The sequence below is a fragment of the Pseudomonas wayambapalatensis genome (genome assembly GCF_049942315.1).
In the GTDB taxonomy this organism is placed as follows: Bacteria; Pseudomonadota; Gammaproteobacteria; order Pseudomonadales; family Pseudomonadaceae; genus Aquipseudomonas; species Aquipseudomonas wayambapalatensis.
Window position 1 is genome coordinate 61,767 of the sequence record NZ_JBNFMU010000221.1, and the last position, 13,759, is coordinate 75,525.

Sequence of the window (13,759 nt, forward strand, 5' to 3'; positions counted from 1 at the left end):
GGGGATGCTTACTGTGTGGGAATTGGTCAAGTCCGGCGGCTGGATGATGCTGCCGATCATTCTGAGCTCCGTCGCAGCCATGGCGATTGTCGTCGAACGCCTGTGGACCCTGCGTGCCAGTCGCGTCACGCCACCGCACCTGTTGGGCCAGGTATGGATGTGGATCAAGGACAAGCAACTGACCAGTGACAAGCTCAAGGCCCTGCGTGCCGACTCCCCCCTGGGCGAGATTCTCGCCGCGGGCCTGGCGAACTCCCGCCATGGCCGCGAGATCATGAAAGAATGCATCGAGGAGGCCGCCTCCCGAGTCATCCACGAGCTCGAGCGCTACATCAGCACCCTGGGCACCATCGCTGCAATGGCGCCGCTGCTCGGCCTGCTTGGCACCGTGCTCGGCATGATCGACATTTTCAGTGCGTTCATGGGCTCGCAGATGACGGCCAACGCCGCGGTGCTCGCTGGTGGTATCTCCAAGGCGCTGGTCACCACCGCAGCGGGCCTGATGGTGGGTATCCCCGCGGTATTCTTCCACCGTTTCCTGCTGCGCCGCATCGATGAGCTGGTGGTCGGCATGGAGCAGGAGGCGATCAAGCTGGTCGAGGTGCTGCAGGGCGACCGCGAGGTCGAGGTGGCCGGAGGCAAGGCGTGAAGTTCCGGCGCAATCGACAGCGCGAGAACGTCGACATCAACCTGGCATCGCTGATCGACGTGGTGTTCGTGCTCTTGCTGTTTTTCGTGGTCACGACCACCTTCACCCGCGAGACCCAGCTGCGCGTCGAGTTGCCCGAGGCGGCCAGCGGCGCACCGGCGGCGCCGCAGGATGGCAAGCTGGTGGAGGTGACGATCAGCGCCGATGGCGTGTATTCGGTGAACAACCACCTGCTACCCAAGAGCGACCTGACCACCCTGACCGAGGCACTTGAGCGCGAATCCGGGGGAGACAACACCTTGCCCCTGGCGATCAGTGCCGATGGCAAGACCCCGCACCAGGCGGTGATCACTGCGATGGATGCTGCTGGCAAGCTCGGCTTCAGCCACCTGCGCATGACCACTGTCGAGGCGGCCCCGGGGACGCCCTGATGGCTTTCGCCGATCGTCTGCTCGCCGCCTGGTACCAAGGCCATCCCGCCCTGGCGCTGTTGCGTCCGCTCGAAGCCCTTTACCGGCGTGTGGTGACGCGTAAGCGTGCGCGTTTCCTCAGTGGCGAAAGCCCCAGCTATCGGGCTCCGGTGCCGGTCGTCGTGGTGGGTAATATCACTGTCGGAGGAACCGGCAAGACGCCGATGATCCTCTGGCTGATTGAACATTGTCGAAGCCAGGGGCTGAAGGTTGGTGTGGTCAGCCGTGGATATGGCGCCAAGCCGCCGCATTTCCCTTGGCGGGTCCAGGCCAGCCAGAGCGCTGTGCAGGCTGGAGATGAACCGTTGCTGATCGTGCAGCGTACCGACGTGCCGCTGATGATCGACCCTGACCGATCCCGTGCCGTGCAAGCGCTGTTGGCCAGCGAGTCCTTGGACCTGATTCTCTGTGATGACGGCATGCAGCATTACCGGCTGGCGCGCGACCTGGAGCTGGTGCTGATCGACGCGGCCCGCGGCCTTGGCAACGGCCGATGCCTGCCTGCCGGCCCTTTGCGTGAGCCGGTCGAGCGCCTGGAGGGCGTCGGTGCAGTGCTGCACAACGGTGCCACCGTCGATCCGTCGGGTGGATTCGCGTTCGGTCTGCGCCCGAGTGCATTGGTCAATCTGCGCACCGGCGAGCGCCGTCCACTCGCACATTTTCCTGCGGGTCAGGCCCTTCATGCCGTAGCTGGCATTGGCAACCCGCAACGTTTCTTCAATACCTTGCAAGGGCTAGACTGGCAGCCTGTGCCGCATCCTTTCGCCGACCATGCGCAGTTCAATGCCCAGAGCCTGGCATTCGAACCACCACTGCCATTGGTCATGACCGAAAAGGACGCGGTGAAATGCCGTGACTTTGCAGGTGACGACTGGTGGTACCTGGCCGTAGATGCCGAACCGTCTCCATCCTTCGTCGCCTGGTTCGATGCGCAGCTCGCTCGTCTGCTGCCTTGAATCACTTCCACTTTCCGGCCTTCGGCCTCAAGGACACCTCCATGGACACCAAACTGCTCGATATCCTGGCCTGCCCGATCACCAAAAGCCCGCTCAAGCTCAGCGCCGACAAGACTGAGCTGATCAGCAAGGGCGCCGGCCTGGCCTATCCGATCCGCGACGGCATCCCGGTCATGCTGGAGAGCGAGGCGCGCACCCTGAGCGACGACGAGCGTCTGGACAAATGAGCCTGGACTTCACTGTGGTAATTCCTGCCCGGCTGCGCTCGACGCGCCTGCCGGGCAAGCCGTTGCTGCCGATCGCTGGCAAGCCGATGATCCAGCATGTCTGGGAGCAGGCGCGCAAGAGCGGTGCTGCACGGGTAGTCATTGCTACCGACGATGCCAGCATCCTCGAGGCATGCCAGGCCTTTGGCGCCGAAGCGCTGATGACCCGTGCCGACCATGAGTCGGGCACCGATCGTCTGGCCGAGGTCGTCGCGCACCTGGGCCTGCCGCCAGACGCCATCGTGGTCAACGTGCAGGGTGACGAACCGTTGATCCCGCCGGTGATCATCGATCAGGTGGCCGCCAACCTGGCTGCTCACCCCGAGGCGGGTATCGCAACCCTGGCCGAGCCGATCCACGAGCCGCAAAGCGTGTTCAACCCCAACGCGGTCAAGGTGGTCAGCGACAAGAACGGCCTTGCCCTGACCTTCAGCCGTGCGCCGCTGCCCTGGGCGCGCGATGCCTTCGCCAAACAGCGCGACGTGCTGCCGGAGGGTGTGCCGTATCGCCGTCATATCGGCATGTATGCCTACCGTGTCGGCTTCCTGCAGGATTTCGTCGGCTGGGGCCCGTGCTGGCTCGAGCAGACCGAGGCCCTGGAGCAGTTGCGGGCGCTTTGGCATGGCGTGCGGATCCACGTCGAGGACGCCATCGAAGCGCCCGCGGTGGGTGTCGACACCCCTGAAGACCTGGAGCGCGTCCGGCGCTTGCTGGAGGCCTGATGCGCGTACTGTTCGTTTGCCTGGGCAATATCTGCCGTTCACCCACCGCCGAGGGTGTGCTGCGCCACCAGTTACAGGTTGCCGGACTCGCTGAGCGCGTACAGGTGGCGTCTGCAGGGACCGGAGGCTGGCACGTGGGCAAGGCGCCCGACAGTCGCACCTGCAAGGCTGCCCTGGCGCGGGGGTATGACTTGTCGCGCCAGCGCGCGCAGCAGGTCAAGGCCGCTCACTTCGGTGAGTACGATCTGATCCTGGCCATGGACAAGAGCAATCTGGGTAATCTGCAGGCGCTGCGCCCACACGATGCTCGCGGCGAACTCGACCTGTTTCTGCGCAGGTATGGCGCGGCGCTGGACGAGGTGCCGGACCCTTACTATGGCGGTGCCGAGGGATTCGAGCAGGTTCTGGACCTGATCGAAGCGGCCTGCCATGAGCTGGTCGTGGAAATCAAGGGGCGGTTATGACAGCGCAGTGGCAGGAGCGTGTATCGCTCAAGCCGTTCAACACCTTCGGTATCGACGTCGCAGCGCGCTACCTCACCCAGGCCCATGACGACGAAGAAGTTCGCCAGGCCCTGAAGCTGGCCGAGCAACGGCAGCTGCCGGTGCTGATTGTCGGTGGCGGCAGCAACCTGTTGCTGACCCGCGACGTCGATGCCTTGGTGCTGCACATGGCCAGTTGTGGCCGACGCATCCTCAGTGATGATGGCGAGCGTGTCGTGATCGAGGCCGAGTCAGGCGAACCCTGGCATCCTTTCGTGCAATGGAGCCTGGCGCAGGGCCTGTGCGGGCTGGAGAACCTAAGCCTGATTCCCGGTACGGTCGGCGCGGCACCGATGCAGAACGTCGGCGCGTACGGGGTCGAGATCAAGGATGTGTTCGCAGGCTTGACCGCTCTGGATCGTGAGACTGGCGAGTTGCGTGACTTCACGCTGGACGAATGTGCGTTCGCCTATCGCGACAGCGTGTTCAAGCGCAACCCAGGTCGTTGGTTGATCCTGCGGGTGCGTTTCGTGCTGAGTCGTACATTGCGTGCGCACCTGGACTACGGGCCGGTTCGACAGCGCCTGCAAGAGCAGGGTGTGCAGGAGGTGACTGCACAGGCCATCAGCGATGCCATCTGCAGTATTCGTCGCGAAAAGCTTCCGGATCCGGCGGAGCTGGGCAATGCTGGCAGCTTCTTCAAGAACCCGGTGGTCTCGGCGCAGTTGGCCGAGGGTATTCGCGCGCGTTATCCGAACCTGGTGGCTTATCCCCAGGCTGAGGGGCAGGTCAAGCTGGCGGCAGGCTGGCTGATCGAGCAGGCGGGCTGGAAGGGCTACCGTGAGGGTGATGCTGGCGTGCATCGTTTGCAGTCGCTGGTGCTGGTCAACTACGGCCAGGCGAGTGGCGCACAGTTGCATGCCCTGGCGCAGCGAATCCAGGCAGATATTCTGGAGCGGTTCGGCGTCGAGTTGGAGATGGAGCCGAATCTGTACTGATTGCCACCTGTCAGGCTGGCCCTGCTTCCCTGGGTTTTGAGCGATAAAGAAAAACCCCCGCCAGTGCGAACTGGCGGGGGTTTTTCATTCAGCTGTCGGAATCAGCCGTGGTGAGGTTTGTGCTCATCCTCGGTGGTTTCCAGCGCCGGGGCCGCTTCGGCGGCAGCCTGGGCTGCGGCAGCAGCGGCGGCTTCAGCCTCACGCTTGCGGCGACGCACTTCACGCGGGTCGTTCGGCGCACGGCCGTTCGGCAGCATGATGGTGGTCGCTTCGGCGACAGCCGGCTCTTCGACAGGAGCCGCTTCGGCTGCAGCAGGCGCAGGCGCCTCGGCAGGGGCTGCTTCGGCGACGACCGGTGCTGCCTCGACAGCCACTGGCTCGACCACGACAGGCTCGATCACTTCGGCTTCGGCAGCAGGTGCTTGCTCTACGACAGTTTCAGCAACCGGTGCTTTCTCTGCTTCGCCCGCTTCCACGGCCGGTGCTTCGATGGCTGGTGCTTCGACTGCAGGCGCAGGCTCGCTTGTGGCCACTTCGGCCTGTGGTTGTGCAGGTGCTTCGACGACAGGCTCGATACCGGGTTCGACCACGGCCACAGGTTCATTGACCGGCTGCTCGACAACAGGCGCGATCGCGACTTCCTCGGCCTTGGCGACAACCTCTGCCGGCTCGGTGCTCTGAACTACTTCACGGTCGTCGGTCTCGACGACGGTAGCGGTAGCGCGCTCGGCCTGCTCGTTGGCCTGGGCCTCGGCGTCGGCACTGATATTGCTGCTGGCAACGGCGGCGGTGACCGCCAGGCCTGCGGCCAGTTCGGCACCCAGCTCAGTGGCTTTGTGCTGCTGTGGCTGTTGCTCTTCGCCGGCTTCTTCGTCGCCGTCGATCAGCTCGCCATTGGCATTGCGCTGGCGCTCACGACGGTTGCTGCGACGACGCTGGCCACGGGAGCGGCGACGAGGGCGCTCGCCATCGGCACCTTCCTGCTCGTCCTGCAGCAGTTCTTCGTTCGGCAGTTGCTCCTCGCTTGCCTCGGCAGCCTGTTCGGCGGCGCGTGGCTGGCGCTCTTCGCGCGGCTGGCGTGGTTGGCGTTCTTCACGTGGTGCGCGCTCTTCACGCTCCTCGCGTGGTGCGCGTTCCTCACGGGCTGGACGCTCTTCACGAGGTGCGCGATCTTCGCGTGGGGCACGATCTTCGCGTGGTGTGCGCTCTTCGCGGGCTACGCGTTCCTCGCGAGGTGCACGCTCTTCGCGTGGAGCACGCTCCTCACGGGCCGCCGGGGCGGTATCCAGTGGCTCGCGCAATTCGCGGACGCGTTCTTCACGATTACCGCGACGGTCTTCGCGCGGTTGACGTGGAGCACGTTCTTCGCGTGGAGCACGTTCTTCACGAGGTGCGCGCTCTTCGCGTGGCGCACGCTCTTCACGTGGCTGGCGCTCTTCGCGTGGGGCGCGCTCACTGCGCTCTTCACGCGGTTTGCGGTCTTCATCGCGGCGGCCATTGCGGTTGCGGCTCTGCTGACGGCCGTTGCGGCGCTCCTCGTTGCGCTGGGTGCGCTCGGTGGTTGGCTTCTCGGGAGTAGCGGCCGGAGCGACGACAGGTTCTTCCTTGCCGGCGAACAGGCTGACCAGCGACTTGACCAGGCCCTTGAACAGGCTTGGCTCTGGCGCAGCGACAGGCGCTGGAGCGGTTGCAGCAGGTTGTGCTTCGCTCGCGCTCGGCTCAGGGGCGTTGGTACGAGCCGGAGCGGTCTTCACTGCAGCTTCCTGGCGAACCAGGGTGCGGGTAGCGGTTGGTTGCGGCGCTTCCTCGGCTTCGCTGGTGGCGATCTCATAGCTCGACTGGTTGTTCAGCACGTCCGGATTGTCGTCGCGCAGGCGCTGGACTTCGAAGTGCGGGGTTTCCAGGTGATCGTTCGGCAGGATGATGATGCGCGCACGGGTGCGCAGTTCGATCTTGGTGATCGAGTTGCGCTTCTCGTTGAGCAGGAAGGCAGCTACCGGGATCGGCACTTGTGCGCGTACCTCGGCGGTACGGTCCTTCAGCGCTTCTTCCTCGATCAGGCGCAGGATCGCCAGCGAGAGGGATTCGACGTCACGGATGATGCCGGTGCCCGAGCAGCGTGGGCAGACGATGCCGCTGCTTTCGCCCAGCGACGGACGCAGGCGCTGGCGGGACATCTCCAGCAGGCCGAAGCGCGAGATGCGACCGACCTGGACGCGGGCGCGGTCGGCTTCGAGGCATTCGCGTACGCGTTCCTCGACGGCGCGCTGGTTCTTGGCCGGGGTCATGTCGATGAAGTCGATGACGATCAGGCCGCCGATGTCACGCAGGCGCAGCTGGCGGGCGATTTCCTCAGCCGCTTCCAGGTTGGTCTGCAGGGCGGTTTCCTCGATGTCGCTGCCTTTGGTGGCGCGCGCCGAGTTGATGTCGATGGAGACCAGTGCTTCGGTCGGGTCGATGACGATCGAACCGCCGGACGGCAGGTCGACCACACGCTGGAACGCGGTCTCGATCTGGCTTTCGATCTGGAAGCGGTTGAACAGCGGGACGCTGTCTTCATACAGCTTGACCTTGCTGGCGTACTGCGGCATCACCTGGCGGATGAAGGTCAGGGCTTCTTCCTGGGCGTCGATGCTGTCGATCAGTACTTCGCCGATGTCCTGGCGCAGGTAGTCGCGAATGGCGCGGATGATGACATTGCTTTCCTGGTAGATCAGGAAAGGCGCGACGCGGTCCTGGGAGGCTTCCTTGATGGCGGTCCAGAGCTGCAGCAGGTAGTCGAGGTCCCACTGCATCTCTTCGCTGCTGCGGCCCAGGCCTGCAGTGCGCACGATCAGGCCCATGTCGCCGGGAACGGTCAGGCCGTTGAGGGCTTCGCGCAGCTCGTTACGCTCTTCGCCTTCGATGCGACGGGAAATGCCGCCAGCGCGTGGGTTGTTGGGCATCAGTACCAGGTAGCGGCCGGCGAGGCTGATGAAGGTGGTCAGGGCTGCGCCCTTGTTGCCACGTTCTTCCTTTTCGACCTGAACGATGACTTCCTGGCCTTCGCTCAGCACTTCCTTGATGTTCACCCGACCTTCAGGGGACTTCTTGAAGTACTCGCGGGAGATTTCCTTCAGCGGCAGGAAGCCGTGACGTTCGGAGCCGAAGTCGACGAAGGCGGCTTCGAGGCTGGGTTCGATGCGGGTGATCTTGCCTTTGTAGATGTTGGCCTTTTTCTGCTCACGCGCGCCGGATTCGATATCCAGGTCGTAGAGGCGTTGGCCATCCACCAGGGCTACACGCAACTCTTCGGGTTGAGTCGCGTTAATCAGCATTCTTTTCATGTTGTACCGTCGGTTTCCGGGCTGCCGGAAACGGCGTTCGGCACACACGACTTCTCATGGTCGGTGCCAAGGTGCGCAAAGGGTGGCGTGCCACCCCCGTGTCCAACGACGTTCGGCACCAGCCGGTTGCCCAGCCTGCCGTTGTCGCGACGACGCGTCCTGTTTGCTGCGGTGCCTATCGCACTCAGTCAGGAGGAGGAATCAGCCGAGGGCCGTGGACGCCTCTGGGGCATCTGCAAACACCGGTTCCGCTCGCCGGGCCATTACAGTGGGCCGGTGGCCGGCCGTGCTGCACGGTCCGGGCTGTACATCTCCACCCTGCACGTATCCCTGATAATTCGGGTGCTGCCGCGCGCTGAATCCGCAACGGGTTGCATTTTTCGCCAGCGCAGATTCTGGGCTGGCGCCATTCATGTCCAAGGCAGGTATTTCCGAAGCATTCGCCAGGCGCTGCACGGAAGCGACGAGGCGGGGCAGGGGCATGCGAAAAAGAACAGGAGAGAGGTGAAACACCGCACTTGTCGTTTTTTTTCGTTCTTCTCTGCTCGGCGCTGGTGGCGATTCCAGGCATTTCGGTAAACTGGCGAAAACCCCGTCGGACGGCCTCGCGTCCTCGAGAATTGCGTTGGTCAGGGCCGGTTCGAAACCGTGCGGTACTGACCTACCGCTTTTGGCGGCGTTCGCGACTATAGCAGTAATCATTAAGTGCTTCAATTCCATAAAAAATTGTTATGATCCAGCAATGACGACCAATAATCCCCCGACTTCCGGCGTTCAGCTGATCGAAGTCGCGCCGGAACTTGCCGGCCAACGCATCGACAACTTCCTCATCACGGCCCTCAAGGGCGTGCCCAAGACCCTGGTCTATCGCATCCTGCGCAAGGGAGAGGTGCGGGTGAACAAGGGGCGCATCAAGCCCGAATACAAGCTGCAGGCTGGTGACATCGTGCGCGTGCCGCCTGTCCGATTGCCCGAGCGCGACGAGCCTGCTCCCGTGGCGCAGGGGTTGTTGCAGCGGCTGGAGGCGGCGATCGTCTACGAAGACAAGGCGCTGATCGTGATGAACAAGCCTGCCGGTATCGCCGTTCACGGCGGCAGTGGCCTGAGTTTCGGGGTGATCGAGGCGCTGCGTCAGTTGCGTCCGGATGCCAAGGAGCTCGAACTGGTGCACCGACTGGACCGCGACACTTCGGGGCTGCTGATGATCGCCAAGAAGCGCAGCATGCTGCGTCACCTGCACGCAGCCCTGCGCGGCGATGGCGTTGACAAGCGCTACATGGCTTTGGTGCGCGGGCACTGGCCAACCTCGAAGAAACAGGTCAATGCGCCCCTGCAGAAAAGCAACCTGCGCTCGGGAGAGCGCATGGTCGAGGTAGACGAAGAGGGCAAGGAGGCGTTGACGCTTTTCCGTGTGCTGCGCCGCTTCGGTGAGTTCGCCACGATGGTCGAGGCGCGACCGATTACCGGTCGCACCCACCAGATCCGTGTGCACACGCTTCATGCCGGGCACATGATCGCTGGTGACAGCAAGTACGGCGATGAAGACTTCAGTCGCGAAATTCGTGATCTGGGGGGCAAACGCCTGTTCCTCCACGCTTATGCGTTGACCGTGCCCCTGCCGGATGGTGGCGAATTGAAGCTCGAGGCGCCGGTGGACGAGATGTGGGCCAAGACCGTGGAGCGCCTGAGTGCGACCTGACCTGTCATGAGCAAACCCTACGAGCTGCTGATCTTCGATTGGGATGGCACTTTGGCCGACTCCATCGGGCGCATTGTCGAGGCGATGAATGCCGCTGCCGAGCGTGCCGGCGAGGCGCCCAGTGCCGACGCCGCGGTCAAGGGCATCATTGGTCTGGCCCTGAGCGAGGCGATCTCGGTGCTCTATCCGCATCTGGACGCCCGGCAGCTCGAGGTTTTCCGCCAGCACTACGCGGATATCTACACAGCGCTGGATCAGCAGCCGTCACCGCTGTTCGACGGGGTGGTGGAGTCGCTCGAAGCCTTTCGCGGTGAGGGGTATCGTCTGGCGGTGGCCACTGGCAAGGCGCGTCGCGGGCTGGATCGGGTGCTCAAGGCCAATGGCTGGGAGGGGTATTTCGATATCACTCGTGCCGCTGACGAAACCCGCGGCAAGCCTCATCCGTTGATGCTTGAGGAAATTCTCGCTCATTGCCAGGTCGAACCTGGCAGCGCGCTGATGGTCGGAGATTCGGCATTCGATCTGCAGATGGCCAGCAATGCGGGCATGCACTCGGTTGCCGTGGGTTATGGCGCGATGTCGCTGCAGGCGCTGAGCGAGTTTGGGCCGCAGGTGTGCGTCGAGCATTTTTCACAGTTGCGTGAGTGGCTGGCTGGTCCCGCGCGGCTTCAATTTCAAGGTAGGTGAGCATGGCTGACGAGTGGAAAGCCCCTGAGCCCGAGGGCGCAGCGCAGGACAAGGAAGAGCGCAAGAGCTGGAAGCTGCTCGAGAAGACCCTCCTGGCAGGTGTTCAGGAGCAGCGTCGTGCGCGGCGCTGGGGGATTTTCTTCAAGTTGCTGACCTTCCTCTACCTGTTCGGTCTCCTGTTCCTGTTCTCGCCGCTGATGGACATGGAGAGTACGGCCTCGCGCAGTGCCAATCATACCGCCTTGGTGGAAGTGCGCGGGGTGATCGCCGACCAGGAAGCTGCCAGTGCCGACAATATCATCAAGAGCCTGCGTGACGCGTTCAAGGACGCCAAGACCAAGGCTGTGGTGATGCGTATCAATAGTCCGGGCGGGAGTCCGGTGCAGGCGGGTTATGTATATGACGAGATTCGTCGCCTGCGCGCCGAATATCCGGCGATCAAGCTGTATGCAGTGATCACCGACCTTGGTGCCTCGGGTGCCTACTACATCGCCAGTGCGGCGGATGAGATCTACGCCGACAAGGCCAGCCTGGTCGGATCCATTGGCGTGACTGCGGCCGGCTACGGCTTCGTCGGAACCATGGAAAAGCTCGGTGTGGAGCGTCGTGCCTACACTTCTGGCGAGCATAAGGCCTTCCTCGACCCGTTCTCGCCGCAAAAGCCTGAAGAGACTGCGTTCTGGCAGGGCGTGCTGGATACCACGCACAATCAGTTCATCGCCATGGTCAAGCAGGGCCGAGGGGAGCGTCTGAAAGACAAGGAGCACCCAGAGCTGTTCAGTGGTCTGATCTGGTCGGGCGAGCAGGCCAAGGCGCTGGGTTTGATCGATGGACTGGGCAGTGCCAGTTACGTGGCGCGTGACATCGTCGGCGAGAAAGAGTTGGTGGACTTCACGGTGCAGGAATCGCCGTTCGACCGCTTCTCCAAGCGTATCGGTGCCAGCGTCGCCGAGCGCCTGGCCATGTACATGGGCTTCCAGGGGCCATCCCTGCGTTGAGTCATGAGCGGGGCTGCCGGGCAGCCCCCTCTTTCAGGGTAGCTGCACACCTTCTGCGTGCAGCATGTCTACCAGGCGAATCAGCGGTAGCCCGATCAGGCTCGTCGCGTCGCAGCCGTGGGTGCTCTGGAACAGTGTCACCCCCAATCCCTCCGCCTTGAAGCTTCCTGCGCAGTCCAGGGGCTGTTCTGCCTGCACGTAGCGCTCGACCCGTTCGCGGTCCAGTTCGCGCAGGGTTACGGTGAACGGTATGCAGTCTACCTGGCATTGTCCCGTGCTGCTGTTGAGCAGGGCGAGGCCGGTCAGGAAGGTGACCTGCTGCCCGCTGGCGGCCAGCAATTGCTCGCAGGCGCGCTCGAAGGTGTGCGGCTTGCCAAGGATCTGCTCGCCCAGTACAGCGACCTGGTCCGAGCCGATGATCAGGTGTTGCGGATGGCTGTTTGCCAAGGCTTCGGCTTTTTGTCGGGCCAGGCGACGGACCAGTTCGGTGGCAGGCTCCTCGGCGTTGCGCTTTTCGTCTATATCGGGGCTTGCCCAGGTGAAAGGCAGGCGCAGGCGCTGGAGCAGTTCGCGCCGGTAGGGGGAGCTTGAAGCAAGCAGCAGGGGAAGCATGGTAGACTCCTTCGCAATTGAACCGATTCTAACATGCGTGATGCCGCCTAATTTCCTTTGACAGGGGCGGGGGGCATCCCTAGAATGCTGCGCCTATGTTGAATGACCCGATTCCACCTCACGTTGACCCGCGCAAATTGGCCGATCGTGGCGTAACCCTCCAAGGTTCGCTGCAACTCGCTGATTTGGAAAGACTCTGCGACCCGCTTTCCGATAATGTCGGTACGGTGCAGGCGAAGTTCGATTTTGAGCGAGACGAGCAGCACGTTGTGGTTATCCACAGCGATCTGAACGTCGAAGTCAAAATGGTTTGCCAGCGTTGTCTTGAGCTGGTCACCCTGCCGATTCACAGCGAATGTACTTACGCCGTGGTGAAGGAGGGTGCGAATACCCAGTCGTTGCCGAAAGGCTATGACGTGCTGGAACTGGGCGAAGATCCTTTGGATCTGCAGGCGCTGATCGAGGAGGAGCTGTTGCTCGCCCTCCCTATCGTGCCTGCTCATCATCCGGAAGAATGCCAGCAGCCGGCGGGCGCAGACGAGCCCGAATCGAGCAAGGACGAGGTATCGCGGTCCAACCCGTTCAGTGTCTTGGCGCAGTTAAAGCGTGACCCAAACGTTTAGGAGTTAATCAATTATGGCTGTTCAGCAGAACAAAAAATCCCGCTCTGCCCGTGACATGCGCCGTTCGCACGACGCCCTGTCGGAAAACGCGCTGTCCGTAGAGAAGAGCACCGGTGAAGTACACCTGCGCCACCACGTTTCGCCAGAAGGCGTATACCGTGGTCGCAAAGTGATCGACAAGGGCGCTGACGAGTAATCCTTGTCCGCTCAGATCATCGCGATCGACGCAATGGGCGGGGACTTCGGTCCCCGCAGCATTGTCCAGGCTAGCATTGCCTGCCTTTCGGCTACTCCCTCGCTGCACCTGACCCTTGTCGGTCAACCCTCTCTCCTTGAAGAACTTGTCAGTGGCCTTGCAGCTGCCGATCGTGCGCGCCTGCAAATCGTCGCGGCGAGCGAGGTGGTGGGCATGGACGAGCGGCCTTCGCAGGCGTTGCGCGGCAAGCCTGATTCGTCGATGCGCGTCGCCCTTGAGCTGGTGCGCGACGGCAAGGCGCAGGCCTGTGTGAGCGCCGGGAATACCGGGGCGCTGATGGCGCTGTCGCGCTTTGTCCTCAAGACGCTGCCGGGCATCGATCGCCCCGCCATGGTGGCGGCGATTCCAACCCAGGCTGGCTATTGTCAGTTGCTCGATCTGGGTGCCAATGTCGATTGCAGTGCCGAGAACCTCTACCAGTTCGCCGTGATGGGATCGGTGGCGGCTCAGGCGCTGGGGGTCCAGCGCCCGCGCGTGGCGCTGCTCAATGTCGGTACCGAAGACATCAAGGGCAACCAGCAGGTCAAGCTGGCGGCCAGTCTGTTGCACAATGCCCGTGGGTTGAACTACATCGGTTTTGTCGAAGGCGATGGTCTGTATCGCGGTGAGGCCGACGTGGTGGTGTGCGACGGCTTCGTCGGCAATATCCTGCTCAAGTCCAGCGAAGGGCTGGCGAGCATGATCGGGGCGCGTATAGAAGCGCTGTTCAAGGGGGGGCTGTTTTCCCGTGCAGCCGGGGCGGTGGCGATGCCGTTGCTCAGGCGCCTGCAGGCCGACCTGGCGCCGGCGCGACACAATGGCGCAAGCTTTCTCGGTTTGCAGGGTATCGTCATCAAGAGCCATGGCTCGGCGGGCGTGCAAGGTTTGCAGAGTGCGATTCAGCGTGCGCTGATCGAGATCCAGGAAAATCTGCCGCAGCGGCTGCATGGTCGTCTCGAAGACCTGTTGCTTTAGGCATATTGGCGATGAAGTGGTTAAATGTGACCGCTTGGTCTGCGTTTCCATCCAAGTTTTC

The 13,759-nt window shown here is 62.9% G+C and carries 15 protein-coding genes; 13 read left to right on the forward strand and 2 right to left on the reverse strand.

Annotated elements, in window-relative coordinates; translation table 11 throughout:
• The first annotated feature begins 13 nt into the window (after positions 1–13).
• Genes ACPZMI_RS20300 through murB form a run of 7 tightly spaced genes read left to right on the forward strand, consistent with a single transcriptional unit; the run spans position 14 to position 4,543 of the window.
• The gene (locus tag ACPZMI_RS20300) at positions 14–649 is read left to right on the forward strand and encodes a MotA/TolQ/ExbB proton channel family protein (RefSeq protein ID WP_054893125.1); all 636 of its coding nucleotides are present in this window, start codon (positions 14–16) and stop codon (positions 647–649) included.
• A complete protein-coding gene (locus tag ACPZMI_RS20305) occupies positions 646–1,080 on the forward strand; it encodes an ExbD/TolR family protein (protein WP_426352923.1) in 435 nt (144 codons plus the stop codon). The genes ACPZMI_RS20300 and ACPZMI_RS20305 overlap by 4 nt, the downstream gene beginning before the upstream one ends.
• On the forward strand, positions 1,080–2,075 hold the full coding sequence (gene lpxK, locus ACPZMI_RS20310; RefSeq protein WP_186666816.1) for a tetraacyldisaccharide 4'-kinase: 996 nt from the start codon (positions 1,080–1,082) through the stop codon (positions 2,073–2,075). Before ACPZMI_RS20305 ends, lpxK begins: the two co-directional genes overlap by 1 nt.
• Before the next feature lie 41 nt (positions 2,076–2,116).
• The gene (locus ACPZMI_RS20315; protein WP_054893060.1) at positions 2,117–2,302 is read left to right on the forward strand and encodes a Trm112 family protein; all 186 of its coding nucleotides are present in this window, start codon (positions 2,117–2,119) and stop codon (positions 2,300–2,302) included.
• A complete protein-coding gene (kdsB, locus tag ACPZMI_RS20320; protein WP_186666815.1) occupies positions 2,299–3,063 on the forward strand; it encodes a 3-deoxy-manno-octulosonate cytidylyltransferase in 765 nt (254 codons plus the stop codon). Before ACPZMI_RS20315 ends, kdsB begins: the two co-directional genes overlap by 4 nt.
• A complete protein-coding gene (locus ACPZMI_RS20325; RefSeq protein WP_186666814.1) occupies positions 3,063–3,527 on the forward strand; it encodes a low molecular weight protein-tyrosine-phosphatase in 465 nt (154 codons plus the stop codon). Before kdsB ends, ACPZMI_RS20325 begins: the two co-directional genes overlap by 1 nt.
• Positions 3,524–4,543, forward strand: coding sequence for a UDP-N-acetylmuramate dehydrogenase (gene murB, locus ACPZMI_RS20330; RefSeq protein WP_411384064.1), 1,020 nt, complete (start codon positions 3,524–3,526; stop codon positions 4,541–4,543). Before ACPZMI_RS20325 ends, murB begins: the two co-directional genes overlap by 4 nt.
• Before the next feature lie 101 nt (positions 4,544–4,644).
• Here the strand turns inward: murB and rne are convergent, their stop codons facing one another.
• Positions 4,645–7,869, reverse strand: coding sequence for a ribonuclease E (rne, locus tag ACPZMI_RS20335; protein WP_426352924.1), 3,225 nt, complete (start codon positions 7,867–7,869; stop codon positions 4,645–4,647).
• 742 nt (positions 7,870–8,611) lie between these two features.
• Here rne and rluC point away from each other — a divergent pair.
• The 3 genes from rluC to ACPZMI_RS20350 are packed head-to-tail and all read left to right on the forward strand — an operon-like array spanning position 8,612 to position 11,253.
• The gene (rluC, locus tag ACPZMI_RS20340; protein ID WP_186666811.1) at positions 8,612–9,568 is read left to right on the forward strand and encodes a 23S rRNA pseudouridine(955/2504/2580) synthase RluC; all 957 of its coding nucleotides are present in this window, start codon (positions 8,612–8,614) and stop codon (positions 9,566–9,568) included.
• Positions 9,569–9,574: 6 nt separating this feature from the next.
• A complete protein-coding gene (locus ACPZMI_RS20345) occupies positions 9,575–10,255 on the forward strand; it encodes an HAD family hydrolase (RefSeq protein WP_186707961.1) in 681 nt (226 codons plus the stop codon).
• Between the two features lie 2 nt (positions 10,256–10,257).
• Positions 10,258–11,253: a S49 family peptidase gene (locus tag ACPZMI_RS20350; RefSeq protein ID WP_186666809.1), complete on the forward strand. Its 996-nt coding sequence runs from the start codon at positions 10,258–10,260 to the stop codon at positions 11,251–11,253.
• 33 nt (positions 11,254–11,286) lie between these two features.
• On the opposite strand, the gene ACPZMI_RS20355 is transcribed toward ACPZMI_RS20350, so the two are convergent.
• On the reverse strand, positions 11,287–11,865 hold the full coding sequence (locus ACPZMI_RS20355) for a Maf family protein (protein WP_411384066.1): 579 nt from the start codon (positions 11,863–11,865) through the stop codon (positions 11,287–11,289).
• A 95-nt stretch (positions 11,866–11,960) separates the two neighbouring features.
• Here ACPZMI_RS20355 and ACPZMI_RS20360 point away from each other — a divergent pair, with 95 nt between their 5' ends.
• From ACPZMI_RS20360 to plsX, 3 genes are read left to right on the forward strand one after another with little or no spacing between them, the layout of a single operon-like run.
• Positions 11,961–12,488: a YceD family protein gene (locus ACPZMI_RS20360; RefSeq protein ID WP_081255215.1), complete on the forward strand. Its 528-nt coding sequence runs from the start codon at positions 11,961–11,963 to the stop codon at positions 12,486–12,488.
• A 13-nt stretch (positions 12,489–12,501) separates the two neighbouring features.
• Entirely contained in the window at positions 12,502–12,684 is a 183-nt protein-coding gene (gene rpmF / locus ACPZMI_RS20365) for a 50S ribosomal protein L32 (RefSeq protein WP_008096416.1), read from the forward strand.
• A gap of 3 nt (positions 12,685–12,687) precedes the next feature.
• Complete coding sequence (gene plsX, locus ACPZMI_RS20370; protein WP_426352925.1) at positions 12,688–13,698, forward strand: phosphate acyltransferase PlsX; 1,011 nt, start codon at positions 12,688–12,690, stop codon at positions 13,696–13,698.
• The last annotated feature ends 61 nt before the right edge of the window (positions 13,699–13,759 follow it).